This window comes from Streptomyces phaeoluteigriseus, from assembly GCF_001896135.2.
Classification (GTDB): domain Bacteria; phylum Actinomycetota; class Actinomycetes; order Streptomycetales; family Streptomycetaceae; genus Streptomyces; species Streptomyces phaeoluteigriseus.
On sequence record NZ_MPOH02000011.1, the window covers coordinates 1088502 to 1113072 of the forward strand.

Below are 24571 nucleotides of genomic sequence, written 5' to 3' on the forward strand. Positions count from 1 at the left end.
CCCGCTCGCTTCCACAAGCGAGCGGGGCCCCGTCGTCGTACGGGCGGAGTGGTTCAGCCCAGCAGGCCGCCGACCAGGCCCGGGCGGTCGGCCGACGGGGAGCCGCCGTCCGAGCCGCCGGTGGAGCCGGAGCCGCCGGAGCCGCCGGTGCCGCCGGAGGTGGGTCCCGAGCTGGTGCTGGGGGCCTCCTCGACCGGGCTGGACTGCTCCGGCGGGGCCTCGCCGCCGGTGCCCTGGGTCTGGCTGGGGCCGCTCGTGGCGGTCTCGGTGTCCCGGGTGGCGCCCGGAGCCGACTCCTCGTCCCGGGTCGGGGCCTCGGACGTGCTGCCCCGGGTCGGCGAGGTGGACGCGGACGGCGTCCTGCTCGGCCGGCGCCCGTCGGACTCCTCGGGGAGCGGGGAGCCGGGCAGTTCGTTGCGCGGCGCCTCACCCGGACCCGGCACGACGACGCGGTCGGAGTCGCGGACGGCACCGCCGAGGAGCGAGCCGGTGAGCAGGGTGAGCCCGACGACGATCGCGGTGACGAGGGTGCCGCGGCGCAGCACGTAACGGCGCAGCTCCCACAGGTCGGACCGGGGGCCGAGCCGCCGCCAGGCACCGGCCGCGAGGCGGCCGTCGACGGAGTAGACGGGGGCGCCGGCGATGATCAGCGGCGACCAGGCGGCGAGGTAGATGATGTCGGGCGTCTCGTAGACGGGGACGGTCTTCCAGCTGACGGTGAGGATGAGCGCGGCGGAGAGCATGGCGCCGAAGCCGGCGGCGATCCGCTGCCAGCAGCCCAGGACCGTGAGGACGCCCACGACGACCTGGAGGAAGGCGATGACGAGGCCGGAGCCGACGGGGTGGTGCAGGGCGAACTGGTGCAGCGGCTCGGCGACTTCCCACGGGTGCAGGGTGTTGAGCCACTTCACCATGGAGCCGCGCTTGCCGCCGTCGAAGTAGACGGGGTCGCACAGCTTGCCCATGCCGGCGTAGATGGAGATGAAACCGAGGAGGATCCGCAGCGGGAGCAGCACGACGCCGAGGTTCATCCGGCGGCCGGGGTAGTAGGCGTGCCGGGCCGGGTCACCGGCGTGCCGTCTGCCGCGCGAGCCGGCGTCCGCCGTGGCGGCGGCCTCCGCGAACTCCTCGAGCCTGCCGTCGTCGTAGTCCGGTCGGCCGTGACCGGGCTCGCCGTAGCCGGGCTGGTCGTAACCGGGCTCGTCGTAGGCGCTGCCGACGGTGCGCATCTGCGGCAGGATCCGCTGCGCGCCGTCGCCGTGAGTGCGCTGGGCGCCGACGAGCGGGGTTTCCAGGGTCTGCACGGTGAGGTCGCCGCCGTAGCCGTCGTCGATCCCGACACGGGGGATGACCTGGGTGGCTCCGGCGTCGACGGCGGGCGGTTCGCCGTGGCCGACGCTGCCTGCCCGTACGGCCTGGAGCAGCCGGTGGGCCCCGGTGTCGTCCGGCGCGGACCGGCCGCTCCACACGACCGGCCGACGACGGGCGGCATCGGTCCCGGCGACGGGGATGCGCGCGGTGTCCTCGGCTGCGCTCGCGTGCCGGGCGACCCGCGGGGATTGACTGCGCCGTGCCGACGCCCCCAACTGCACGCGGAAACTCGCGTGATTGACGATGATCTGCGCCGGGTCGCTCGGCACCTTCACCATGCTCAGCGCGGGAGCGTCGTCGAAGCCCGACGAGAGGTCCCCCGTGGGTGTGCGGGGTGTTCTGGTGTCCACACTCATCTAACCGAGTGATGTGTGTTTTGGACACTGCCTTGACCCGCCGGATCTGTCCGGACAGCGTCAAGGTTGTCCGACGCGCCGGATATCCCCCGTACGGGTGAGCTGACGGACGGGCGTTCGACCCGCCTGTCCGTCAGCTCCGCGCGGCCTCAGGCCCGGTGGCGGGCCGCCTCGTACAGGACGATCCCCGCCGCCACACCGGCGTTGAGCGACTCCGCGCCGCCCGGCATGGAGATCCGTACCCGGTGGTCACAGGTCTCGCCGACCAGACGGGACAGGCCCTTGCCCTCGCTGCCCACGACGATGACGACCGGACCGCTCAGGGCCGCCAGGTCACCGACCTCGGCCTCGCCGTCGGCGGCCAGACCGACGATCGTCATACCGGCCTTCTTGTACGCCTCCAGGGCGCGGGTGAGGTTCGTGGCGCGGGCCACCGGAGTACGGGCGGCCGCACCGGCGGACGTCTTCCAGGCACCGGCGGTCATGCCGGCCGCGCGACGCTCGGGGACGACGACGCCGTGGCCGCCGAAGGCGGAGACCGAGCGGACGACGGCACCGAGGTTGCGCGGGTCGGTCACGCCGTCGAGGGCGACGATCAGCGGGTCCTCACCGGCGTCGTAGGCGGCGTTCGCCAGGTCCTCGGGGTGCGCGTACTCGTACGGCGGGACCTGGAGGACCAGGCCCTGGTGGTTGAGGCCGTTGGTCATGCGGTCCAGCTCGGGGCGCGGGGCCTCCATGAGGTTGATGCCGCCGCGCTCGGCCGCGAGCTGGAGCGCCTCGCGCACCCGCTCGTCGTTGTCGATGAACTGCTGGACGTACAGGGTGGAGGCGGGCACGCCGCCGCGCAGCGCCTCGACGACCGGGTTACGGCCGACGACCAGCTCGGACGGCGACCTGCCGGCCCGGCCGCGCGGCGCCGGACGGCGCGCGGTCTGCTTGGCCTTCGAGGTGGCGAGGCGGTTCTTCTTGTGCCCCTTGCGCATCTCGGCGGGCGGGGTCGGACCCTTGCCCTCCAGGCCCCGGCGCCGCTGGCCGCCACTGCCGACCTGCGCGCCCTTCTTGCCGGACATGCGGCGGTTGTTGGCTGCCATGACCTACCCGTCTGTCGTGAAGCGTGTGTGCGTACGTAATGCAGTGTGCCGCCCGGACACCCGGGCGCACAATCGATCAAGAATGCATCAAGAATCGATCAGGAGGGCGCTCAGCGTGGGCCGAGCGTCCAGCGCGGCCCCTGGGGGCCGTCCTCGATGGTCAGCCCCGACTGGTTGAGCTGGTCGCGGATGGCGTCCGCGGTGGCCCAGTCCTTGCGACCGCGGGCCGCCTCCCGCTGGTCGAGGACCATGCGGACGAGGGTGTCGACGACGCCGTGCAGATCCTCGCCCCGGTCGTTCTCCCCGGCCCAGTGCGGGTCGAGGGGGTCCAGGCCGAGGACGCCGAGCATGGCGCGCACCTCGGCGAGGCGGGCCACCGCGGCTTCCTTGTCGTCGGCGGCGAGGGCGGAGTTGCCCTGCCGGACGGTGGTGTGCACGATGGCCAGCGCCTGGGGGACGCCCAGGTCGTCGTCCATCGCCTCGGCGAAGGCGGGCGGCACCTCGGCGGCGGGCTCGACGGCTCCGCCGGCCTTCTCGACGACGCGCTGCACGAAGCCCTCGATCCGCGCGAACGCCGACTCGGCCTCGCGCAGGGCCTCCTCGCTGTACTCGATCATCGAGCGGTAGTGCGGGGTGCCCAGGTAGTAGCGCAGCACGATCGGGCGCCACTGCTTGACCATCTCGGAGACCAGCACGCTGTTCCCGAGCGACTTGGACATCTTCTCGCCGCTCATCGTGACCCAGGCGTTGTGCACCCAGTACCGCGCGAACTCGTCGCCGTAGGCCTTCGCCTGGGCGATCTCGTTCTCGTGGTGGGGGAAGATCAGGTCCAGGCCGCCGCCGTGGATGTCGAAGGCGGGGCCCAGGTACTTGTGGGCCATCGCCGAGCACTCCAGGTGCCAGCCGGGACGGCCGCGGCCCCACGGCGTCTCCCAGTCGGGCTCGCCCGGCTTGGTGGCCTTCCACATCGCGAAGTCACGCGGGTCGCGCTTGCCGGTGATGCCCTCCTCGGTCGGCTGGCGCAGGTCGTCGATGTCCTGGTTGGACAGCGCCAGATAGCCGGGGAAGGAACGCACGTCGAAGTAGACGCTGCCGTCGGCCTCGTAGGCGTGGCCGCGCTCGATGAGCCCGCGCATCATCTCGATCATCTCCGGGACGTGCCCGGTGGCCCTCGGCTCGTACGTCGGCGGGAGGCAGCCGAGGGCGCGGTAGCCGTCCTCGAAGGCGCGCTCGTTCTCGTACCCGATGGACCACCAGGGGCGGCCCTGGTCACGCGACTTGGCGATGATCTTGTCGTCGATGTCGGTGACGTTGCGGATGAACGTGACGTCGTAGCCGCGGTGGGCGAACCAGCGGCGCATGATGTCGAAGTTCAGGCCGGACCGGATGTGCCCGATGTGCGGGGCCGCCTGCACGGTGGCACCACACAGGTAGATCGAGACACAACCCGGCGTGAGCGGGGCGAAGTCACGAATCTGCCGGGCGCTGGTGTCGTACAGGCGAATAGTCACCACTCCAGGGTAGTGGGCGTGGGCGAGTGCCCGGCACCTTCCACCGGTTTGGCCGCACGGGGTCCGGGTGCCGGTGGGGACCCGCGGTTCACGCCCCCGCGACCGGAATTCGCTCCCCCGCGGTCACGCCCTCAGCCCTGTCGCACCACCAGCGCCGTCGCCACGGCCATCAGGCCCTCGTCCCGGCCGGGGAATCCCAGCCCGTCCGTCGTGGCGCCCGACACCGACACCGGGGCTCCCGCCGCCTCGGAGAGGATCTTCTGCGCCTCGTCGCGGCGCTTGCCGATCTTGGGGCGGGGGCCGACGACCTGGACGGCGATGTTGCCGACGACGAAGCCGGCCGCGCGGACGATCCGGGCCGCCTCCGTCAGCAGGGTCACGCCCGAGGCACCGGACCACTCGGGGCGGCCGGTGCCGAAGTGCTGCCCGAGGTCACCGAGCCCGGCGGCGGAGAACAGCGCGTTGCACGCGGCGTGCGCGACGACGTCCGCGTCGGAGTGACCGGCCAGGCCCGGCCCCTCCCCCTCCCACCTCAGGCCCGCGCACCACAGCTCGCGGCCCTCCTCGAAGGCGTGGATGTCGGTGCCGATGCCGACCTGGGGCAGCACGGGGGGCACCGCGGTGGCCTCAGAAGCCATCGTTGAGCCTCCTGCGGGCGAGGACCGCCTCCGCGAGGACCAGGTCCAGCGGGCGGGTGACCTTGAAGGCCTCCTCGTGACCGGGGACGACCACGACGGTCAGGCCGAGCCGCTCGACCATGCCGGCGTCGTCGGTGACCTCGTCGGTGACCGTCTCGTGCGCGCGCACGAGCGTGGCCCGGTCGAAGCCCTGCGGCGTCTGCACGGCCCGCAGCCGCGCCCGTTCGGGCGTGGCCACGACCGGTTCGGGCCCGCCGGGGACCGCGGCCGGTTCGACCTCCTTGACGGTGTCGGCGAGCGGCAGCGCCGGTACGACCGCCGGGGCGCCCTCGCGGACCGCCTCGATGACGGCGTCGACGGTGTCGACGGGCACGAGCGGCCGGGCGGCGTCGTGCACGAGGACGATGTCGTGGCCGGGGGGCAGCGCGTCCAGGCCGAGCTTCACCGACTCCTGGCGGGTCTCACCGCCGGGGACGACGACGAAGTCGGTGCGGTCGGGCAGCGCGTGCGCGTCGAGCAGCGACTTGACCTCGGCGGCGCCGTCCGGCGGGGCCACCACGACCACGAGGGAGACGGCGCGGGAGGCGGCGAGGGCGCGCACCGCGTGGATCAGCATGGGGGTCCCGCCCAGCGTGCGGAGCGCCTTGGGGGCGCCCGGACCGAGGCGTACGCCCCGGCCGGCGGCCGGGATCACCGCGGCCGCGCGGACGGGGGGCGGGGCGGGAAGCGAATCGTCAGACATCGGTTCCTGTCAGGTTTGTGTGCTCGGCCTACGTGGGTACGGAGACAGCGTGCCTGGCTCGACGCCTTGACCGGACCCTTCCGTGAACCCGGTGGAGGCAGCAACGACCCGGCACGCGAGGGCTTCGGGGACCGTTTCCGCTTCGGTGCTGCTCCCGAGGTGAACACGCACCGGCCTGCGTATAGGTATACGCGGTACAGGTGCGCGCGGGCACACGCGTCGGCGTCCGGGCATGAACATGCCGCAGCGCCCGGCGACGGGGATACGTCATCGGGCACCGCGGCATTTTCACTGCGCTGAGCGAGCTGAGGCCGGCGGGTCTCGGCGTCAGGACGCGAGGACCTCGTCGAGGAGCGCCTCGGCCTTGTCCTCGTTCGTGTTCTCCGCGAGCGCGAGTTCGCTCACCAGAATCTGGCGGGCCTTGGCGAGCATGCGCTTCTCACCGGCGGAGAGTCCGCGCTCACGCTCACGACGCCACAGGTCACGCACGACTTCCGCGACCTTGATGACATCGCCGGAGGCGAGCTTCTCCAGATTTGCCTTGTAACGACGCGACCAGTTCGTGGGCTCCTCGGCATACGGCGCGCGCAGTACCTCGAAGACCCGGTCCAGCCCGTCCTGACCGACCACATCACGCACGCCCACGAACTCCGCATTGTCCGCTGGCACACGCACCGTCAGGTCACCCTGGGCGACCTTCAGCACCAAGTAGGTCTTGTCCACGCCTTTGATCTGGCGAGTTTCGATAGCCTCGATCAGCGCGGCCCCGTGATGGGGATAGACCACGGTGTCGCCAACCTTGAACGTCATGTGACAGGTACCCCTTCCGTGGCTATCCAGAGTAACACGGAAACTGCGGGTTCTGAATGGCGTTTTCGCAGGTCAGGGCATATCTCGGGGCTTGACAACAGCAACAGGAACGTGCTGCGACCGGGCGACGGAACCAGGTATTCGCAGGTCGGAGCGGCTCTCCATGGGGGGTGAAACACGCACGTCACGTACGCTCGGAGGCCCCTCCAAGTGCCCGAACATCCCCAAATGTCCGCTTCCAGGTGTGCGACTTCCGCTACTCCGTTCGGTGCCCGGAGTCGGATCCTGGCCGTTTCGGGAATTGATCACACGGCCGGCCGAACAGGCGGTGATCAATTCCCGCGGCGACCGCGCATTCCTTCACGGAAAATCCCCGGGGCCCGGTGAGCGGCGCTTATGTGAATGCACGACCACGTGTCGGCGATCGGTGTCCCGGCGACCGGCGGAAGCCAATGTGTCTCATGGGCCAATGTGACTCACGGGTCACTTGTGGCTGCCGGGACGCCGTCGAGGGACTGCGGAGACAGTTGTGACCGGTGTGACGAGACACGTCCCGCGTCACCTCTCACGGCGACCGATGAGAGCCCGGAACGCCCGAGAGGCGGGTCGGGTGCGGCGGCGCGGGAACGGCTCGGTAACCTGAGGCCGCTGACAGACCCTTAGGGCGGCTTTATCCAAGGAGAGCTGCCCCTGCGTTCCCAAGGAGTTGCCGCCGCCGTGAGCAGCAGCCTTCGACGCGGCGCCCTCGCCGCGTCCGCCCTCGTGTTTTCGATCGCCACGCTCGCCGCGTGCGGAGCCGGCAACGATGCCCAGTCGCTGGAGATCAAGCCCGACAACGCCGCTACGAGCGTCGGCGACATCAAGCTCCAGAACGTCGTCGTCATCACCCAGCCCGACCCGGAGTCCACGGGCCCCGCCGCGATCGCCGCGACCGTCTTCAACAACGGCAGCGAGCCGCAGACGCTGGACTCCATCACCGTGGACGGCGTCGACGGCACCGCCGAGATCAAGCCCGCGAAGGGCGGCGGCAAGCTGACCGTCCCGCCCGGCGGCTCGGTCGTGATCGGCGGTGAGAACAACGCCACCGCCACCCTCCCCAGCAGCGGTGAGGCGGTGCAGGACGGCAACGCGCAGAAGGTCACCTTCACCTTCAGCGAGACCGGCGAGGTCAGCCTGCGCGCCTTCGTCGTGCCCGCCGAGCACTACTTCACCGAGTGGGGCCCCAGCGCCGTCCCGAGCGCCCCGGCCGAGTCCGGCTCCGAGTCTCCGTCCGCGGGCGAATCGGCCTCCGGGACGCCGGATGGCGAGGGCGAGGGTGCCGAGGGCGAGGGTGCCGAGGAGGCTTCCCCGAGCGACACGGCCTCCGCGAGCGCCTCGCAGTCGGAGACGGCCGGCCACTGAGCGCCGTACGCCACTGCCTCCCACGCAGGCACGTGCGCACGTACGAGGAAGGGGCGCACCCCGCGCGGGGTGCCGCCCCTTCCTCGTACGTCACCGCCCCTTCGCGGCGTAGGGTTTACGGCTCGTACTCGTCACCGGGACCACTCACCGTGACCAGGTGACGGAGGAGCACCGGCGTCCGGCTCGAGCACCGTCCCCGACGCACCTCTCGCACCGCCGCGCGGGCTGCGGAGTGCCGCGCCGGGCCCCGCCCACCGGCCCGCCGGGTCGGCTTACGGCTCGAACTTGTAGCCGAGACCGCGCACCGTGACCAGGTACCGGGGGGCACCGGGGTCGGGCTCGATCTTCGCGCGCAGGCGCTTGACGTGGACGTCGAGGGTCTTGGTGTCGCCGACGTAGTCGCGCCCCAGACGCGGTCGATGAGCTGCATGCGGGTCAGGACGCGGCCCGCGTTGCGCAGCAGCATCTCCAGGAGGTCGAACTCCTTGAGGGGGAGGTCGACCTTGGAGCCGGAGACGGTGACGACGTGACGGTCGACGTCCATGCGGACCGGACCGGCCTCCAGGGCCGCCGGGGCGACCTCCTCGGGCTCGCCGCGGCGGCGGAGCACCGCGCGGATGCGGGCCACCAGTTCGCGGGAGGAGAACGGCTTGGTGACGTAGTCGTCGGCTCCTATTTCGAGGCCGACCACCTTGTCGATCTCGCTGTCCTTGGCCGTCACCATGATCACGGGGACGTTGGAGCGGCCGCGCAGCTGGCGGCAGACCTCCGTGCCGGGCAGGCCCGGCAGCATGAGGTCGAGAAGCACGAGGTCGGCGCCGTTGCGCTCGAACTCGTCGAGTCCATCGGGACCTGTGGTCGCGACAGCGACCTCGAAGCCCTCCTTGCGGAGCATGTATGACAGGGCGTCGGAGAAGGACTCCTCGTCCTCGACGACGAGCACTCGGGTCACGGAAGGACCTCCGGGGCGGAAAGCGTCTGGTACGCGGCTGAGTCGGGGGGTGAGGCATGGGGGGTGCCGGCGGCGGACCGCCCTCCACGTCGTCGTCGAGGTCGGGGTGCTGCTGGGCGCGGTCACGGGCGGCGCCCGCCTCCGGCAGTCGCAGCGTGAACGTGGAGCCCTGTCCCTCTGCGCTCCACACCGTGACCTCCCCGCCGTGCGAGGCGGCCACGTGTTTGACGATCGCCAGCCCGAGACCCGTGCCGCCGGTGGCACGGGAGCGGGCGGGGTCGACTCGGTAGAAGCGCTCGAAGATACGCTCCTTGTCCTTGTCCGAGATGCCGATGCCCTGGTCGGTCACGGCGATCTCGATCAGTTCCCCGCCGTGCACGGTCACCCTGCGGGCGGCGATGCCGACGCGGGTGCGGGCGGGTGAGTAGTTGACGGCGTTCTCCACCAGGTTGCCGAGGGCCGCGGCCAGCTGACCGCGATTGCCCCAGATCCGCAGGTCGGCGGTGCCGTCCGGCCGTCCCCCGCCTCCGGTCTGCTCGAGCCCTTCGGGTGCCCCCACGTTCGCGGCCATGGTGATCTGTTTGGCGCCGGCCTGGTGCCGGCAGCGGTCGACGGCCTCGGCGACGAGTTCGTCGACGCGGACCGGTTCGGCGTCCTCCAGCGGATCGTCGTTCTGCACCCGGGAGAGGTCGATGAGTTCCTGGACCAGGTTGGTCAGGCGGGTCGCCTCGATCTGCATCCGGCCGGCGAAGCGCTCCACCGCCTCGGGGTCTTCGGAAGCGTCCATGACAGCTTCGGACAGCAGGGAGAGGGCCCCGACCGGGGTCTTCAGCTCGTGGCTGACGTTCGCGACGAAGTCGCGGCGGACGGCCTCGATGCGTCGGGCCTCGGTGAGGTCCTCGACGAGCAGGAGGACGAGCCGGGAGCCCAGCGGGGCCACCCGGGCCGACACCGCCAGGGCTTCGCCCCGGCCGGTGCCGCGCCGGGGCAGGTCCAGCTCGACCTGGCGTATCTCTCCGTCGCGTCTGGTGTCCCGCGCCATCAGGAGCATCGGTTCGACGGCGAGCTTGCCGCCACGGACCAGCCCGAGGGCGTACGCGGCGGAGCTGGCCTTGACTACGGCGTCGGTCTCGTCGAGGACGACGGCCGAGGAGCGGAGCACGGACAGAACGGTGTCCACGCCCGGCGGAAGCACGGGATCGGTGTGCAAGGAGGTCCTGGTGGGTCGGTTCTGGTCGCGTTCGCTCCAACGGAACGCCAGCATGGCGATGACGCCGGTGAGCACCCCGGCGATCGCTGCCGCTGCGGCGACCGCCGCGTTCACGTCCATGCCTCCAGGTTAGGCATGCGATACGTCCTGGCCACAGCCATCGAGGTGGGACCTCGAACACTCGTCGCCCAGAGTTCACCTTGGAGCCAGGGGTGGTTCATTTGAGGGGACGGAATCCGACGCGTACGGGGCGGACCGTGGCACCGTGGGGTTCGCAGCGCCGGTTCCATGGCCGGGCCCGGCCCCCGGAACCCCGGAAGAACCACGTAGGAGAGGGAACCCTGATGCGGGACGCGTACCACGAGGAACTGGACTCCATCGGCGACGGTCTGGTGGAGATGGCCCGGCTGGTGGGGTCGGCGATCGGGCGCGCCACGACCGCCATGCTCGATGCCGACCTGAAGCTGGCCGAAAGCGTGATCGAGGCCGACAAGAAGGTCGACGAACTGCAGCACGACCTCGAGGCGCGGGCCATAGCGCTGCTCGCGCGCCAGCAGCCGGTGGCGACCGACCTGCGCATCGTCGTCACGTCGCTGCGCATGTCGGCCGACCTGGAGCGCTCCGGCGACCTCGCCCAGCACGTGGCGAAGCTGGCCCGGCTGCGCTTCCCCGAGCGGGCGGTGCCGCACGACCTGCACGCCACCATCCTGGAGATGGGGCAGCTCGCGCAGCGCCTGATGGCCAAGGCGGCCGAGGTGATCATCACCAAGGACGTCGACCTCGCGCTCCAGCTGGAGACCGACGACGACGAGATGGACCTGCTGCACCGCACGCTCTTCCAGCACCTGATCGACGACCGCTGGAAGCACGGCATCGAGACGGCCGTGGACGTGACCCTGCTCGGCCGCTACTACGAGCGTTTCGCCGACCACGCGGTGGCGGTCGCCAAGCGCGTCGTGTTCCTGGTGACGGGCGAACACGCGGACAACCTCCAGCAGGACCTGCCGTCGGAGATCCCGCCGGTCACGGGGGCTGAGGGGGCGTAGTCCGGCGCCGGTGGCGGGCGGGGGCGTGGTCCGGCGTGGTCCGTCCCCGCCGGGGCGGGCCGGGGGCGCGTCGGAGCCTCCGTGCGCCGTTGATGCGCCCGCCCGAACGGGCATGAAATGGGCACAGGCGCTCCTGCCTCCAGGCCTCCAGGAGGAACCCATGGCCGAAGCCCCCAGCAAGCCCGACCCCACCCAGGAACGCCCGACCGAGCAGCCCGCCGAGATCAGAAGCCTGCCCATGGTCGCGGCGTGCGGCTGCGGCTCGGGCTGCGGCTGCGGCTGCCAGTCGGGCAACCCCTGCCAGTGCGGCTGAGACGCTACGCCGAGAGGGGCCCGACGCGGAGACGCGTCGGGCCCCTCTTCTCATGGCGCGTCCTCCTGCCGCGCGGACCCCTGCACAGGGGCGCAGCATGGAGACAGCAACCGCAACCGCAACCGCAACCGCAACCGCAACCGCAACCGCAACCGCAACCGCAGGCAGGCTCCCGCATGGCGTGCCTGCATGAGAAAGGGGATGCGGTCATGACCATGTTCATGGACGTCCACCACGGCATGAAGGGCATCACCGCCGACCAGCTCCACCAGGCCCACCAGGCCGACCTCGCGATCGAGTCGGAAGAAGGCGTGCACTTCGAACGCGCCTGGGCGGACCCGGAGTCCGGCACCGTCTACTGCCTCTCCGAGGCCCCCTCCGCGGACGCGGTCCAGCGCATCCACGAACGCGCGGGCCACAAGGCGGACGAGGTCCACCCGGTACCGCTGTCGGTATGAGCGACGAGACGCGAATGCCCCCGCCCCGCGCGGTCTGCGCAGGCCGGGGGCATGATCACGATGGTTACTTCTTCTTGCCCTGGTTCTTGACCGCCTCGATCGCCGCCGCTGCCGCGGCCGGGTCGAGGTAGGTGCCGCCCGGGGTGAGCGGCTTGAAGTCGGTGTCCAGTTCGTAGGAGAGGGGGATGCCCGTCGGGATGTTCAGGCCCGCGATGTCGGCGTCGGAGATGCCGTCGAGGTGCTTGACCAGGGCGCGGAGCGAGTTGCCGTGGGCGGCGACCAGGACCGTGCGGCCGGTGAGGAGGTCGGGGACGATGGCGTCGAACCAGTACGGCAGCATGCGGACGACGACGTCCTTGAGGCACTCCGTCCGGGGGCGCAGCTCGGGCGGCAGGGTCGCGTAACGCGCGTCGTCGAACTGCGAGTACTCCGCGTCGCGGGCGAGCGGCGGCGGCGGGGTGTCGTACGAGCGGCGCCAGAGCATGAACTGCTCCTCGCCGAACTCGGCGAGCGTCTGGGCCTTGTCCTTGCCCTGGAGGGCGCCGTAGTGACGCTCGTTCAGACGCCAGGAGCGGTGGACCGGGATCCAGAGGCGGTCGGCGGCCTCGAGGGCCAGCTGCGCGGTGCGGATGGCGCGCTTCTGGAGGGACGTGTGGACCACGTCGGGCAGCAGGCCGGCGTCCTTGAGCAGCTCACCGCCGCGGACCGCCTCCTTCTCGCCCTTCTCGTTGAGGTTGACGTCCACCCAGCCGGTGAACAGGTTCTTAGCGTTCCACTCGCTCTCGCCGTGGCGGAGGAGGATCAGCTTGTACGGTGCGTCGGCCATGGCTATGAGCGTAATCCAAGGTTTTGGGGGCCTGCGCCCGGTGCCCGAGGAGCGGACGGAGGAGCGGACCTGCGGCGGTCGGTTGACGGGATCTGTTAATTGAGTGGTCGACGTCGCCGACCCCCTCGTAAGTTCTAGGCACCGCCTGCGCCGCTTACATCCGGGGGATCTGTCATGTCGTCCGTCGTCTCCGTCAGATCCTTCCGGCGTGCCGCCCGGGAGACCGTCTCCGGGCTGCCGCGCGAGTTCTGGTGGCTGTGGACCAGCACCCTGGTGAACCGGCTCGGCGCCTTCGTCGCCACCTTCATGGCGCTGTATCTGACCCTCGACCGCGGCTACTCCGCCTCCTACGCCGGTCTCGTGGCGGCGCTGCACGGGCTGGGCGGGGTCGTCTCGTCCCTCGCCGGCGGGGTGATGGCCGACCGGCTCGGGCGGCGGCCCACGATGCTCGTCGCACAGACCGGCACCGCGCTGTCCGTGGCGGCTCTCGGCTTCGTGCACCACCCGCTCGCCATCGCCGGTGTCGCATTCCTCGTCGGCGTGGCCTCCAACGCCTCCCGGCCCGCGGTGCAGGCGATGATGGCCGACATCGTGCCGCCCGAGGACCGGGTCCGGGCGTTCTCCCTCAACTACTGGGCCATCAACCTCGGCTTCGCCATCTCCTCGATGGGCGCGGGGTTCATCGCCGAGTTCAGCTATCTCGCCGGGTTCCTGATCGAGGCCGGTATGACGCTGGCCTGCGCGATCGTCGTGTTCCTCAAGGTTCCCGAGTCCCGCCCGGAGCGGGGCGGCAAGGGCGGCACGGGCGCCGAGGAGGACGCCGTCGGGCTGGGGACCGTACTGCGCGACCGGCGGTTCATGGGGGTGGTCGGGCTGTCCTTCCTGGTGGCCTTCGTCTTCCAGCAGGGGGCGGTCGGCCTGCCGGTGGCGATGGGCGCGGCCGGCTTCACCCCGGCCGACTACGGCATGGCGATCGCCGTCAACGGCGTCCTGATCGTCGCGCTCCAGATCCCCGTCACCCGGTTCATCCAGCACCGCGATCCCGGCCGGCTGCTGGTGATCTCGTCGGTCCTCGCGGGGTACGGCTTCGGGCTCACCGCGTTCGCCGGTTCGGTCGGCGTGTTCGCGCTGACGGTCTGCGTGTGGACCCTCGCCGAGATCGTCAACGCGCCGACCCAGACCGGCCTCGTGGTCCGCCTCTCCCCCGTCCACGGCCGCGGTCGCTACCAGGGCATGTACTCCATGTCGTGGGCGGTCGCCGCGCTCACCGCCCCGCTGACGTCCGGTGTCGTCATCGACCGGTACGGCGCGGAGTGGCTGTGGGGCCTGTGCGCGGTCGTCGGGACGGTGGCGGGTGTCGGGTACGCGGTGCTGATGCGGGGCCTGCCGCCGGAGGAGGCCCCGGCCGAGCGCCCGGCGGCGGCCAAGGCGGACGTGCAGGTCGCACGGCTGCCTGACCCGGCGCCGCGCCCAGGCCCCTCACGGACGCGTCGGTGAGCCTCCCTCACGGCTTCACCGATGCGTCGGTGAGCCTCCCTCACGGCCTCACCGATGCGTAAGTGAGCCTCCACTCACGGCCTCACCGATGCACCACTGAGCCTGCCCTCACGGATGCATCCGCGCCCCCTTCAGCACCTTGTCCACCGCGTTCCGCGGCCCGTACACCGCGAGTCCCACCAGGTCGAGGGCGTCCGTCGGCACGGCCCGTACCGCCGCGCGGTTGTCGCGGTCGTTGCCGGTGGTGAAGAGGTCGCCGGTGAACACCGCGCGCGGGAGGGACCGGGAGAGCACGCGCGCGTGGGCCGCCGTCAACGTCTCCTTGGTGCCCTCGAAGACCAGCACGGGCTGGCGGAACATCGGCAGGTAGGGGACGCCGTCCGCGTCCTCGTACGGCTCCCCGATCACCTCGGGCACCTCCGTGCCCAGGCCGCTGACCAGGAACGCGGTGACGTTCAGGCGCTGCCAGGTCTCGAGGTCCTCGCGCAGCAGGACGGCGATCTTCGTGTCGAAGCGGAGGGGTTCAGTGCTCATGCCACGAGACTGCCGTCCGGCGTACGACGGCGTCTTGTACGTTCTTTGCATGGCCGCTTCCCGCCCGGCCCCGCGGCCGACCGCCGATGTCTGCGCCTGGCGCCCGCAGGTGCCGGGTGTCGTGGAGGTCTTCCACGCGCACTTCACCGGGTACGCCTATCCGATGCACGTGCACGAGGCGTGGACGCTGCTCATCGTCGACGACGGGGCCGTACGGTACGACCTCGACCGGCACGAGCACGGCACCCCGCACGACACGGTGTCGCTGTTGCCGCCGCACGTGCCGCACAACGGCTCCGCCGTCACCCCGGACGGTTTCCGCAAGCGGGTGCTGTACCTCGACGCGAGCGTGCTCGGCGAGGAGCTGATCGGGCCGGCGGTGGACGGGCCCGATCTGCGGGATCCGGTGCTGCGGCGGCGGGTGGGCCAGCTGCACGGCGCGCTGTCCCGGCCCGGCGACGAGTTGGAGGCCGACAGCCGGCTGACGTTCATCGGCGAGCGGTTGCGCGGCCTGCTGCGGCCGGGTCAGGCCGTACGGCCGCAGCATCGCGACCCCGTGCTGGCGCGCCGGTTGCGGGAGTTGCTCGACGCGCGCGTGACGGAGGGGCTGACGCTCGACACGGCGGCCGGGCTGCTCCAGGCGCATCCGGCGCATCTGGTGCGGGCGTTCAGCGGGGCGTACGGCATCGCCCCGCACCGGTATCTGACCGCCCGCCGGGTGGACCGGGCCCGTCGGCTGCTGCTCGACGGGCTGCCGGCGGGCGACGTGGCGGTGGCCGCGGGCTTCTACGACCAGGCGCATCTCACCCGGCACTTCCGCAGGTTGGTGGGGGTGACGCCGGGGCGGTACGGCTCCGCGCCCGCCCCGGCGGCTGCCGCTACCTGACGTCGACGTAGTCGCCGGCCGCGGAGGCGCCACCGGTCGTGGCGGTCTCACCGAAGGTCCAGCGCCAGTAGCCGTCGGCGTTCGCGGTGACCGTGGTCCGCAGGTGGCCCGCCGAGTCGGCGTTGACGATCCTGACGGTGGAGTAGGTGCTCGTGCCCGCCTTGCGGAACTGGAGTTTCGCCGCCTTGCCGCCGTAGCCGACGTAGGCGTGCTTGACCCAGTCCGCGCGGGTGAGGCGGCCGGTGACGGTGAGGGTCTTGCCCTTGACGACCGGTTCCGGGGAGGCGTTGGCGGTGGCCTTCGCTCCGCGCTTGATCTGCGTGCTGCCGAGGCCGGTCAGGTATTCCTGGCTCTTGAGGCGGTCGTCCGCCGTCCAGACCATCGCGTTGAAGGCGACCTTCCAGGTGGTGGCGTCACCGTTGGAGTCCAGGCGGTACGGCGGGTCGATGAAGAAGTCGCCCGTGCAGTTCGCGGCGCGCGAGCCGTCCTCGTTGCAGGTGATGAGACCCATCCAGATGCCGCCGCTGACGAAGCCCTTGGCGGCGGTGGTGTCGTGGCGGTGGAGGAAGGGGTTCGCGTCGATCGTGGCGAGCGAGTGGCCCGCGGGCCAGGTCACGCGGAAGCTGACGCCGGGGCGTACTTCCTGGGTGGTGCCGACGACGATGGGCCTGCCGCCGTTGACGACCACGTCGGACACCGTGATGCCGGTGTCCGCCGCCTCCGCGGCCGGTGCGGTGAACGCCGTCAGGGCGAGCGCTCCCGCGACCGCGGCCACGGTGGTGGATCTGCCTGCGCGCATGCGCGACCTCTTTCTCCGGTGGGGATCAGGTCGCGGCAGGCTAACAGCAGGTCAGCAGGGGTCTACTCGCTGGGTCGTTGGGTCAGGTTGCGGAACGCGTCGAGGTTGCGGGTCGACTCGCCGCGGGAGACGCGCCAGGCGTACTCCTTGCGGATCGCGGAGGCGAACCCCAGCTCCAGCAGGGTGTTGAAGGCGCCGTCGGCGGCCTCCAGCACCTGGCCGAGGAGCCGGTCGGTGTCCTCCGGCGTGACCGTGGAGAGCGGGAGGCGGGCGGTGACGTAGACGTCGCCGAGGGGGTCGACGGCGTAGCTCACGCCGTACAGCTTGAGGTTGCGCTCCAGGAGCCAGCGGTGGACGCCCGCCTCGTTCTCGTCGGGGTGACGGATGACGAAGGCGTTCAGCGACAGGGAATGGCGGCCGACGATCAGGGAGACGGTCGTCCTCAGCTTGCGGGTGCCGGGAAGCTGGACGACGTAGTTGCCGGGCTCGGGGCTCTCCCACTCCAGCTCGGCGTCCTTCAGGACGTCCTCGACGACCCGCGCGGCACTCTGCTCGCCGTCGCTCCTGCCCGCACCACCGATGTTGGCCTCACCCATGCTGGGAGCGTACGTGACGGCGGTGGGACTGTACGGCGGCCGTGTAGACGTCGGCGGTGGCGGCGGCCGCCGTGTCCCAGCCGAAGGACTGCGCGTGCCGGGCGGCGGCCGCGCCCATGCGTGCGGGCAGCTCCGGGTGGTCGGCGAGTTGTGCGAGCACGCGCGCGTAGCGGGCCGGTTCGTGGCCCTGCACCAGGAAGCCGGTCTCGCCGTCGCGGACGGCCACCGGCAGCCCGCCGACCGAGGCCGCGAGCACGGGGGTGCCGGTGGCCTGGGCCTCTATGGCGACCAGCCCGAACGACTCGCTGTACGAGGGCACGACGAGGACGGACGCGGCCCGGAACCAGTCCGCGAGCTGGTCCTGCCCGACGGGCGGACGGAACCGTACGACGTCGGAGATGCCGAGGCGGGCGGCGAGCTTCTGGAGGCCCTCCGGCTTGGCGAGACCGCTGCCGCTGGGGCCGCCGACGACCGGCACGACCAGCTTGGACCGCAGGTCGGGGCGCTGGTCGAGGAGGACGGCGACGGCGCGCAGCAGCACGTCGGGGGCCTTGAGCGGCTGGATACGGCCGGCGAACAGCGGGATCAGGGCGTCCTGCGGGAGGTCCAGGCGAGCGCGGGCGGCGGCGCGGCCGTCGGCCGGGCGGAAGCGGTCGAGGTTGACTCCGGGGTGGACGACGGCGATCTTGCCGGGTTCGGCGCCGTAGTGCCGGGCGAGTTCGTCGGCCTCCTCCGCGGTGTTGGCGATGAGGCGGTCGGCGGCGGCGACGATCTGCATCTCGCCGATGACGCGGGCGGCGGGCTCGGGGGTGTCGCCGTCGGCGAGGTTGGCGTTCTTGACCTTGGCCATGGTGTGCATGGCGTGCACCAGGGGGGTGCCCCAGCGCTGGGCGGCGAGCCAGCCGACGTGGCCGGAGAGCCAGTAGTGCGAGTGGACGAGGTCGTAGTGGCCGGGGCGGTGGCCGGCCCAGGCCTGCATCACGCCGTGCGTGAAGGCGCAGAGCTGCGCGGGCAGCTCCTCCTTGGCGAGGCCCTCGTAGGGGCCGGCGTCGATGTGCCGGACGAGGACGCCGGGCGCCAGCTCGACGGTGGGCGGGAGGCCGCCGGTGGTGGCCCGCGTGAAGATCTCGACCTCGATGTTGATCGCCGCGAGGCGCTGGGCCAGCTCCACGATGTATACGTTCATGCCGCCGGCGTCGCCGGTACCGGGCTGGTGCAGGGGTGAGGTGTGCACGGAGAGCATGGCGACACGCCGGGGACGGCGGTGCAGTCGCAGTCGTGGGGGTGCCGCCGAAGAGCGACGCCCGAGCCTGCTGACGTACTGGCTCACGTGGCGTTTCCTCCTTGCTGCGGGCATGCCGGACGGAGGGTGTGGGGCGCCCTCCAAGGGGGTCCAACGCGGGAACCAGGCATTCCCATTCCGTACGGATGTGCGGCGGGGCGGTTTTTGCCTGGTCATTACCGTTTGTCGCTCAACCGTTCGAGGGCGGAGGGCGTCCGGGGCGCCTGTGGCCGGTGGGGCTTCCCCCGCCGGGTACCGCCTACGCTCGTGGGCATGTCCCCCCGCACGCCGCCCCTCCCCCACTCCCGGCTTCGCCCGAGCGGGGGGACCCCCGTCGTGGGCACGGTCACGCGCGGGACCACCAACCCCAACCGGCTGCGCCGCATGGACCGCTGGATCGTCGCGGTCCACGGCGCCGAGCTGCGCCGCGCCGCCGACCCCGTCGCCGTCGACCTCGGCTACGGCGCCGCGCCCTGGACGGCCGTCGAGCTGCTGTCCCGGCTGCGGTCCGTCGCCCCGCACACGCGCGTGGTGGGCGTGGAGATCGAACCGGCCCGGGTCACCGCGGCGAAGCCGTACGAACGCGATGGCCTCGCCTTCCGGCACGGCGGCTTCGAGGTCCCGGTGACACGGCCGCCGCACCTCATCCGCGCCGCCAACGTGCTGCGCCAGTACGACGAGGACCAGGTCGCCGCGGTCTGGGAGCGGCTGTGCGCCCGGCTCGCCCCCGCCGACCCCGCGCGAGGGTCACGGGGCGGACTGCTCGTCGAGGGGACGTGCGACGAGATCGGGCGGCGGCACGTGTGGGTGGCGCTCGGCCCGGAGGGCCCGCGCACGGTCACCTTCGCGACCCGGCTGGGGTCGCTGGAGCGCCCCTCGGACCTGGCGGAACGGCTCCCGAAGGCGCTGATCCACCGCAATGTGCCCGGCGAACCGGTGCACGCCTTCCTGCGCGACTTCGACCGCGCCTGGGCCGCTGCCGCGCCGTACGCCTCCTACGGCGCCCGCCAGCGATGGATCCGCACGGCGCGGGCCCTCACCGCCGACTGGCCGGTGACGGACGGGCCGGTGCGGTGGCGGCAGGGGGAAGTGACCGTGACGTGGGGGGCGTTGGCGCCTCGCGGGTAGCGACCAGGAAGCGTGCCCGGTGTGGGGAGCGGGTTCGGGGCTGGGTGAGCGGTGCGCATATGGAACCGGGTGCGGAACCCGGGTGCCGAACGTGGGTGCGGAACCCGCCTGCGGAACCCGCGTGCAGGGCAGCCGCAAGTGCCGAACGCGGATGGATCCTCTCCCCCGGAGACGCCTCGTTCCCCTCCGGCACCTCCAACCGCTCCCGCTCCCGCTCCCGGTCCCGCTCCCGCTCCCGCTCCCGCTCCCGGTCCCGGTCCCGGTCCCGGTCTCGGTCCCGGTCTCGGTCCCGGTCTCGGTCTCGGGAACGATCCCCGTGAGGCGTTCGTCACAGAGAAGGGGAGATCGTCATGTCGGGGTGGGGGCGAAGGGAAGGACTACCTCTGTCGTTTTCCGTCGTGGCGTGGCACGATCCCCCGGGCGACCGTAAGTTACTGACGGTAAATCAGCTTTGGGGGACGTTATGGGTACGGGCAAGCGCAGCCTGCTCGCGGCGGCCGTGACCGTGGTCTGCGCGGTCACCGTCCTGGCGGTGCCGGGCACGGCGTTCGCGAGTCCCAGCCCCACGCCGGCCCCGTCGACGGCACCGACGACGGCCCCCGACCTGACGGCACCGCCCGCGACCAACGAGGACCTCGAAGCGGTCCGCGAGAAGCTCGACGAGCTGTACCACGACGCGGCCGTCGCCACCGACGCCTACAACGCGGCCGAGGAGCAGGCGAAGAAGCAGTCCGCGGCGCTGGTCGAACTGGCGAAGAAGATCGTCGCGGGCCGCGAGAAGCTGGACGACCTGAAGGACCGCGCCGGCGCCGCGGCCCGCTCCCAGTACCGCGGCGGCGGCCTCCCCGACGAAGCACAACTGCTGCTCAGCGACGACCCGGGCGACTTCCTCGACGGCGCGGGCCGGGTGATCCAGGGTCAGCGGGCCACCAAGGGCCTGCTCGGCGAAATGACCCGCACCCAGGAGGACTTGGAGCAGTACACCAAGGACGCCTCCGCCCAGTGGCAGAGACTGGAGAACAACCGCAAGGCCAAGGCCACCGCCCAGCAGAAGATCGAGAAGCAGATCGCGGCGGCCGAGAAGCTCGAGTCCACGCTGGAGAAGGAGGAGAAGGAGCGCCTCGCCCGGCTCCAGGAACAGGCCGCGCAGAAGGCGCAGACCGCGTGGCTGGACACCGGGATACTCGACGGCGCCACCACCGGCGAGGCCACCGCGCAAGGCGCGCGGGCCGTCCGGTACGCCACCGCGCAGATCGGCAAGCCGTACGTGTGGGGCGCCGAGGGGCCGGACACCTTCGACTGCTCCGGCCTGACCTCCCAGGCCTGGGCGGGCGCCGGCGTCGCCATCCCGCGCACCTCGCAGGAGCAGTGGCGGCAGCTGAAGCAGGTCGCCGTCAAGGACATGCGCCCCGGTGACCTGATCATCTACTTCGACGACGCCAGCCATGTCGCGATGTACGTCGGCGACGGCACGATGGTCCACGCCCCCCGCCCCGGCCGGACGGTCACCCTCGCGGGGGCGGGCTCGATGCCGATCCTCGGCGTGGTGCGGCCCGGCGCGTAGGGCACCGGGTGGGTGGCCGCGTGCGACGGCGGGCGGTCGCCGAACCCGACGTACGGCCCGCGTGACCACGGCCACGTGACGCGCGGCACGCTCTCTCGGCGCCAAACCCGTACGGACGTGACCTTCGTCATCCCGGCTCCCGTACCGCCCTGCCCAAGTGCGGTACGGATCGCGGCATATGACGCCGGCCAGAGATCGAGCGACGTGCCGTACACCATTCCGCTGCGGCGCCTTCTGCCGCTATGGTCCCCGTCGGTGGGTCGAGGTCCCTCGTCCCCGCCATGCCCTCGGGGGGAGGGAAGGAACCCGAAACGATGCCCGTACCCGTACCGCGGCAGAGAGCGATCCCGGCCGTGGAGTGTGGTCAGGCGCAGGCCGCGCCCGCAGGCGGGGGTCCCCTCACCGAAGGGACCCCGCGCACGGACGACCGGACCGACGATCGCAGGGAAGCGACGGTCGAGAACAACGCCACGCCCGGCGACGGCGTCCCCCACGACGTGACCGCCGCCCACACCAACCTCACACTGCTGCTGATCGAGGACGACCCCACGGCCGCCCCGATCGTGCCCGACCTGCTCGACTCGGCCGGCAAGCCGATCCGGATGCGCACCGCCCGCAACCTCACCGAGGCCGAGCGGCTGCTCACCGACGACGTCCACTGCATCCTGCTGGACCTCGCCCTGCCGGCGCCCGGCCGCGCCGCCGGCGACGACGAGCTGGCCGTACTCCGGCATGTCCTGGAACTGGCACCCCGGCACGCCGTCCTCGCGCTCACCGCGTCCGGTGACGCCGAGCGCGGCGCGGAGGCGGTGCGCGTCGGCGCCCAGGACTACCTGTTCCGTGACGAGCTGGACGGACGGCTGCTGAGCCGCGCCATCCGCTACGCCGTCGAGCGCAAGCGGTCGGACACCGCCGAGCGGCGGCTCGCCGAGGGCAGGCTGCGCGCACAGGAGAACGCCCGCCTGGAGCGCGGCCTGCTGCCGACGCCCCTGCTGGAGGGCTCCCCGCTGCGCTTCGCCGCCCGCTACCGCCCCGGCCGCTCACGCGCGCTGCTCGGCGGCGACTTCTACGACACCGTCCGCACCCCGGACGGCACCGTCCACGCGATGATCGGCGACGTCTGCGGGCACGGCCCGGACGAGGCGGCGCTCGGCGTGGAGCTGCGGATCGCCTGGCGGGCGCTGACGCTGGCCGGGCTCTGCGGTGACCAGCTGCTGAGCACACTCCAGCAGGTGCTGGAGCACGAGCGCGACGACGACGAGATCTTCGCGACGCTGTGCACGGTGGACATCGCGCCCGACGGCCGGCGGGCCGGCCTGTGCCTGGCCGGTCATCCGGCGCCGCTGATCGCCCGCCCCGACCGGCCGGCCCGGCTGCTGCCGTACGACAACAACGGCCCCGCGCTGGGGCTGCTGCCGGGCGCCCGCTGGCCGCGGATGCAGGTCGAGCTGGGTGCCGAGTGGAGCCTGATGCTCTACACCGACGGGCTGATAGAGGGCCGCATCGGCGAGGGCCGGGAGCGGCTGGGCCAGGACGGCATGGTGGAGATGATCCGCCGCCAGCTCGCGGACGGACTGACCGGCGAGGATCTGCTGCGGGCAGCGGTCAACGAGGTACGCGACCTGAACGGCGGCGAGCTGACGGACGACGTGGCGGTGGTCCTGCTGGACCGGGTGCCGTAGACGCCGGGAAGGCCTGACGGGGTCGGCCGGGGCTAGCGTCCTCCGTTGTACGGCCCGTACGGTCCGTCGCTGCTGGAGCCGCCGCCTCTGCTGCGGCCGCCGCCCGGCAGGGAGCGCAGGGCGGGCCGGACGTCGACCATGTACACGATGCTCGCGATCAGGCCGATGATCGGCAGGAACGACAGGATGGGAAAGATCAGGCTCACCACGAAGGCGATCCCGAGAATGATCATCCAGAACGGCTTGGTCTTCTTGTCCGCGGCCCGGAAGCCGTCCTCGCGGCGGATGGCCGCGTCGAACAGAGCGAAGCCGCTGAACACGATCAGGGCCACGCTCAGCAGAGACATGAACCCCGCGAAACCTTCCATCAGCACTACGTCCACCACCCGACTCGGCACGTCATGGCTCGTCCTTACGCGGTCACCGTACCCGCAACCGCGCCCGCGCTACCCGTACAACGGGCCGGGCACTCCCCGAGTGCCCGGCCCGTCGCCGTTTCCGGATCCGTACCGTCGTCCGTACCGGGATCCGTACCCTGTGTCCCCCGCCGGTCTCACTCGGCCGCAGGAGTCGTCTTCTTCGCGGGGGCCTTGCGCGCGGCCGGGGCCTTCTTGGCCGGGGCCTTCTTCGCCTCGGCGTCGGCCACGGCGGTCTTCGGCTCGTCCTTGACCAGGACCGGCTCCGGCTCGGCCTCGGCCGCGGGCTCGACCCTGCCCTCGACGGCGATGGCCAGTTCCTCGATGTCCTCGGCGGCCTCGCCGCGCCAGGTCTTCACGGCCTGCTCGCCGTGCTCGGCGACCTTCTCGTAGGTCTCACGGGCCTTGACGGCGTACTCGGCGGCGACGCCGACGCTGCGCAGCGCGATGTCCTGGGCGGACTCGCCGATCTTCTTCAGGTCGGCGTCGAGCGTGGTGCCGATCTTCTTGATGTCGCCGTCGAGGGAGGAGATGAACTCGGTGACCTTCGTCTGGAGCGTCTCCTGCGCCTCCTTCGCCTTCGCGCCGGCCTCCTTGGCGCGGGTGGCGGCCCTCTCCTGGACGACCTTCGGGTCGGTGTTGCGGACGGCCTCGAAGCGGGCGGGCGCCTCGGTGCGCAGCTGCTCCACCAGGCCCGGCACCTTCTTCGCCTGCTGCAGAGCCAGGTCGGCGGTGCCGGCGGCGAAGTAGAGCGGAGTGGGGTCGCTGAGGGTCTTGCGCAGGTCGTCGCTGATGGCCATGGTGATGGTCCTCCCGTATTCGCGTGCGTCGTGTTCGTCGTGTTCGTCGATGTCGGTTGGTGCGGGTCCGCAGTCGGGCGGCCGGTCCCCTGGTCCGGTCAACCGGCCGTCTGCTGCGGATCGGCGTCGGCGCCGCCGACCGTGCGGATGCCGGGTACGGCGTCCTCGCTCGTCCGGGCGTCCACCGCGCCGTCGCCGCCCACGAACCCGTTCTCCTTGCGGAAGGACTCGTAGATCTGGAGCAGCACCTGCTTCTGCTGCTCGGTCAGCGTGGGATCGGCGAGGACGACGGCCCGCGTCCCGACGTCGTCCCGGTCGCGCTCGGCATCGAGGATGCCGGCCCGGACGTACAACGTCTCGGCGGAGATCCGCAGCGCCTTGGCGACCTGCTGCAGCACCTCCGCGCTCGGCTTGCGCAGCCCTCGCTCGATCTGGCTCAGGTACGGATTGGACACCCCGGCGGCGTCGGCGAGCTGCCGCAGCGAGAGCTGGGCGTTCCGCCGCTGCTCGCGCAGATACTCACCGAGATTGCCGACGTTGAGCGATGCCATGCCTCCACAGTGCCCCACCCCCGCTAACAATTGCAAGCACCCGCTTGCAAAAGTGCGCTGCGCCACGCGGAAGACCACCCCGATCCGCCCACGGGCCGTCCACCCCCCGCC

At 71.8% G+C, this 24571-nt stretch carries 23 protein-coding genes and 2 pseudogenes; 9 read left to right on the plus strand and 16 right to left on the minus strand.

Annotated features, from left to right (window positions below; genetic code table 11):
* Positions 1-53 precede the first annotated feature (53 nt).
* The 6 genes from BM536_RS16025 to BM536_RS16050 all read right to left on the minus strand — a co-directional run bounded on the left by BM536_RS16025 (position 54) and on the right by BM536_RS16050 (position 6519).
* The gene (locus tag BM536_RS16025; RefSeq protein ID WP_170109913.1) at positions 54-1727 is read right to left on the minus strand and encodes a DoxX family membrane protein; all 1674 of its coding nucleotides are present in this window, start codon (positions 1725-1727) and stop codon (positions 54-56) included.
* A 149-nt stretch (positions 1728-1876) separates the two neighbouring features.
* Complete coding sequence (gene rlmB, locus BM536_RS16030) at positions 1877-2818, minus strand: 23S rRNA (guanosine(2251)-2'-O)-methyltransferase RlmB (RefSeq protein WP_073492111.1); 942 nt, start codon at positions 2816-2818, stop codon at positions 1877-1879.
* Between the two features lie 110 nt (positions 2819-2928).
* Positions 2929-4329, minus strand: a complete 1401-nt coding sequence (cysS, locus tag BM536_RS16035; protein WP_073492136.1) for a cysteine--tRNA ligase — start codon at positions 4327-4329, stop codon at positions 2929-2931.
* A 131-nt stretch (positions 4330-4460) separates the two neighbouring features.
* Positions 4461-4967 carry a 2-C-methyl-D-erythritol 2,4-cyclodiphosphate synthase gene (ispF, locus tag BM536_RS16040; RefSeq protein WP_073492110.1) on the minus strand — a complete coding sequence of 169 codons (507 nt, stop codon included), beginning with the start codon at positions 4965-4967 and terminating at the stop codon, positions 4461-4463.
* Positions 4957-5709, minus strand: coding sequence for a 2-C-methyl-D-erythritol 4-phosphate cytidylyltransferase (gene ispD, locus BM536_RS16045; protein ID WP_073492109.1), 753 nt, complete (start codon positions 5707-5709; stop codon positions 4957-4959). Before ispD ends, ispF begins: the two co-directional genes overlap by 11 nt.
* Before the next feature lie 327 nt (positions 5710-6036).
* Entirely contained in the window at positions 6037-6519 is a 483-nt protein-coding gene (locus BM536_RS16050; protein ID WP_003953493.1) for a CarD family transcriptional regulator, read from the minus strand.
* Positions 6520-7236: 717 nt separating this feature from the next.
* Between BM536_RS16050 and BM536_RS16060 the strand changes: the two genes are divergently transcribed.
* Positions 7237-7920 carry a copper chaperone PCu(A)C domain-containing protein gene (locus tag BM536_RS16060; RefSeq protein ID WP_073492107.1) on the plus strand — a complete coding sequence of 228 codons (684 nt, stop codon included), beginning with the start codon at positions 7237-7239 and terminating at the stop codon, positions 7918-7920.
* A 272-nt stretch (positions 7921-8192) separates the two neighbouring features.
* On the opposite strand, the pseudogene phoP reads toward BM536_RS16060, so the two are convergent.
* Together phoP and phoR are read right to left on the minus strand one after the other, a co-directional pair.
* A pseudogene (phoP, locus tag BM536_RS16065) lies at positions 8193-8863 on the minus strand (two-component system response regulator PhoP).
* Positions 8864-8972: 109 nt separating this feature from the next.
* Positions 8973-10202: pseudogene (gene phoR, locus BM536_RS16070) on the minus strand (two-component system sensor histidine kinase PhoR); the annotation flags it as partial.
* 224 nt (positions 10203-10426) lie between these two features.
* Here phoR and phoU point away from each other — a divergent pair.
* The 3 genes from phoU to BM536_RS16080 all read left to right on the plus strand — a co-directional run bounded on the left by phoU (position 10427) and on the right by BM536_RS16080 (position 11899).
* Entirely contained in the window at positions 10427-11128 is a 702-nt protein-coding gene (phoU, locus tag BM536_RS16075) for a phosphate signaling complex protein PhoU (protein WP_073492106.1), read from the plus strand.
* Positions 11129-11288: 160 nt separating this feature from the next.
* Entirely contained in the window at positions 11289-11441 is a 153-nt protein-coding gene (locus tag BM536_RS41230) for a hypothetical protein (protein WP_170109914.1), read from the plus strand.
* A gap of 209 nt (positions 11442-11650) precedes the next feature.
* Positions 11651-11899, plus strand: a complete 249-nt coding sequence (locus tag BM536_RS16080) for an SCO4226 family nickel-binding protein (RefSeq protein WP_073492105.1) — start codon at positions 11651-11653, stop codon at positions 11897-11899.
* Between the two features lie 64 nt (positions 11900-11963).
* Here BM536_RS16080 and BM536_RS16085 read toward each other — a convergent pair whose 3' ends face one another.
* Positions 11964-12725: a phosphoglyceromutase gene (locus BM536_RS16085; RefSeq protein ID WP_073492104.1), complete on the minus strand. Its 762-nt coding sequence runs from the start codon at positions 12723-12725 to the stop codon at positions 11964-11966.
* A 174-nt stretch (positions 12726-12899) separates the two neighbouring features.
* Here BM536_RS16085 and BM536_RS16090 point away from each other — a divergent pair, with 174 nt between their 5' ends.
* Entirely contained in the window at positions 12900-14222 is a 1323-nt protein-coding gene (locus BM536_RS16090) for an MDR family MFS transporter (protein ID WP_073492103.1), read from the plus strand.
* Positions 14223-14330: 108 nt separating this feature from the next.
* On the opposite strand, the gene BM536_RS16095 is transcribed toward BM536_RS16090, so the two are convergent.
* Positions 14331-14756 (minus strand): DUF2000 domain-containing protein, encoded by a 426-nt coding sequence (locus BM536_RS16095; protein WP_073492102.1) that lies wholly within the window; start codon positions 14754-14756, stop codon positions 14331-14333.
* A gap of 49 nt (positions 14757-14805) precedes the next feature.
* On the opposite strand from BM536_RS16095, the gene BM536_RS16100 reads away from it, so the two are divergent.
* Complete coding sequence (locus BM536_RS16100; RefSeq protein WP_094103061.1) at positions 14806-15642, plus strand: helix-turn-helix transcriptional regulator; 837 nt, start codon at positions 14806-14808, stop codon at positions 15640-15642.
* Here BM536_RS16100 and BM536_RS16105 read toward each other — a convergent pair.
* From BM536_RS16105 to mshA, 3 genes are all read right to left on the minus strand, one after another.
* Entirely contained in the window at positions 15635-16441 is an 807-nt protein-coding gene (locus tag BM536_RS16105; RefSeq protein WP_211362884.1) for a hypothetical protein, read from the minus strand. The two genes, BM536_RS16100 and BM536_RS16105, sit on opposite strands and share 8 nt — an antisense overlap.
* Before the next feature lie 62 nt (positions 16442-16503).
* Complete coding sequence (locus tag BM536_RS16110) at positions 16504-17037, minus strand: type III secretion system chaperone family protein (RefSeq protein WP_073492101.1); 534 nt, start codon at positions 17035-17037, stop codon at positions 16504-16506.
* On the minus strand, positions 17030-18367 hold the full coding sequence (gene mshA, locus BM536_RS16115) for a D-inositol-3-phosphate glycosyltransferase (protein ID WP_094103062.1): 1338 nt from the start codon (positions 18365-18367) through the stop codon (positions 17030-17032). Before mshA ends, BM536_RS16110 begins: the two co-directional genes overlap by 8 nt.
* A gap of 288 nt (positions 18368-18655) precedes the next feature.
* Between mshA and BM536_RS16120 the strand changes: the two genes are divergently transcribed.
* The 3 genes from BM536_RS16120 (at position 18656) to BM536_RS16130 (ending at position 22693) form a co-directional block, all read left to right on the plus strand.
* A complete protein-coding gene (locus tag BM536_RS16120; RefSeq protein ID WP_073492100.1) occupies positions 18656-19447 on the plus strand; it encodes an SAM-dependent methyltransferase in 792 nt (263 codons plus the stop codon).
* 463 nt (positions 19448-19910) lie between these two features.
* On the plus strand, positions 19911-21011 hold the full coding sequence (locus tag BM536_RS16125) for a C40 family peptidase (protein WP_073492098.1): 1101 nt from the start codon (positions 19911-19913) through the stop codon (positions 21009-21011).
* Positions 21012-21325: 314 nt separating this feature from the next.
* Complete coding sequence (locus BM536_RS16130; protein WP_073492097.1) at positions 21326-22693, plus strand: PP2C family protein-serine/threonine phosphatase; 1368 nt, start codon at positions 21326-21328, stop codon at positions 22691-22693.
* A gap of 32 nt (positions 22694-22725) precedes the next feature.
* Here BM536_RS16130 and BM536_RS16135 read toward each other — a convergent pair whose 3' ends face one another.
* The 3 genes from BM536_RS16135 to BM536_RS16145 form a co-directional block, all read right to left on the minus strand.
* Positions 22726-23061: a DUF2516 family protein gene (locus BM536_RS16135; protein WP_079274938.1), complete on the minus strand. Its 336-nt coding sequence runs from the start codon at positions 23059-23061 to the stop codon at positions 22726-22728.
* 185 nt (positions 23062-23246) lie between these two features.
* Complete coding sequence (locus BM536_RS16140; protein ID WP_073492095.1) at positions 23247-23909, minus strand: hypothetical protein; 663 nt, start codon at positions 23907-23909, stop codon at positions 23247-23249.
* A 98-nt stretch (positions 23910-24007) separates the two neighbouring features.
* Positions 24008-24460 carry a helix-turn-helix domain-containing protein gene (locus tag BM536_RS16145; protein ID WP_073492094.1) on the minus strand — a complete coding sequence of 151 codons (453 nt, stop codon included), beginning with the start codon at positions 24458-24460 and terminating at the stop codon, positions 24008-24010.
* Between the last annotated feature and the right edge of the window lie 111 nt (positions 24461-24571).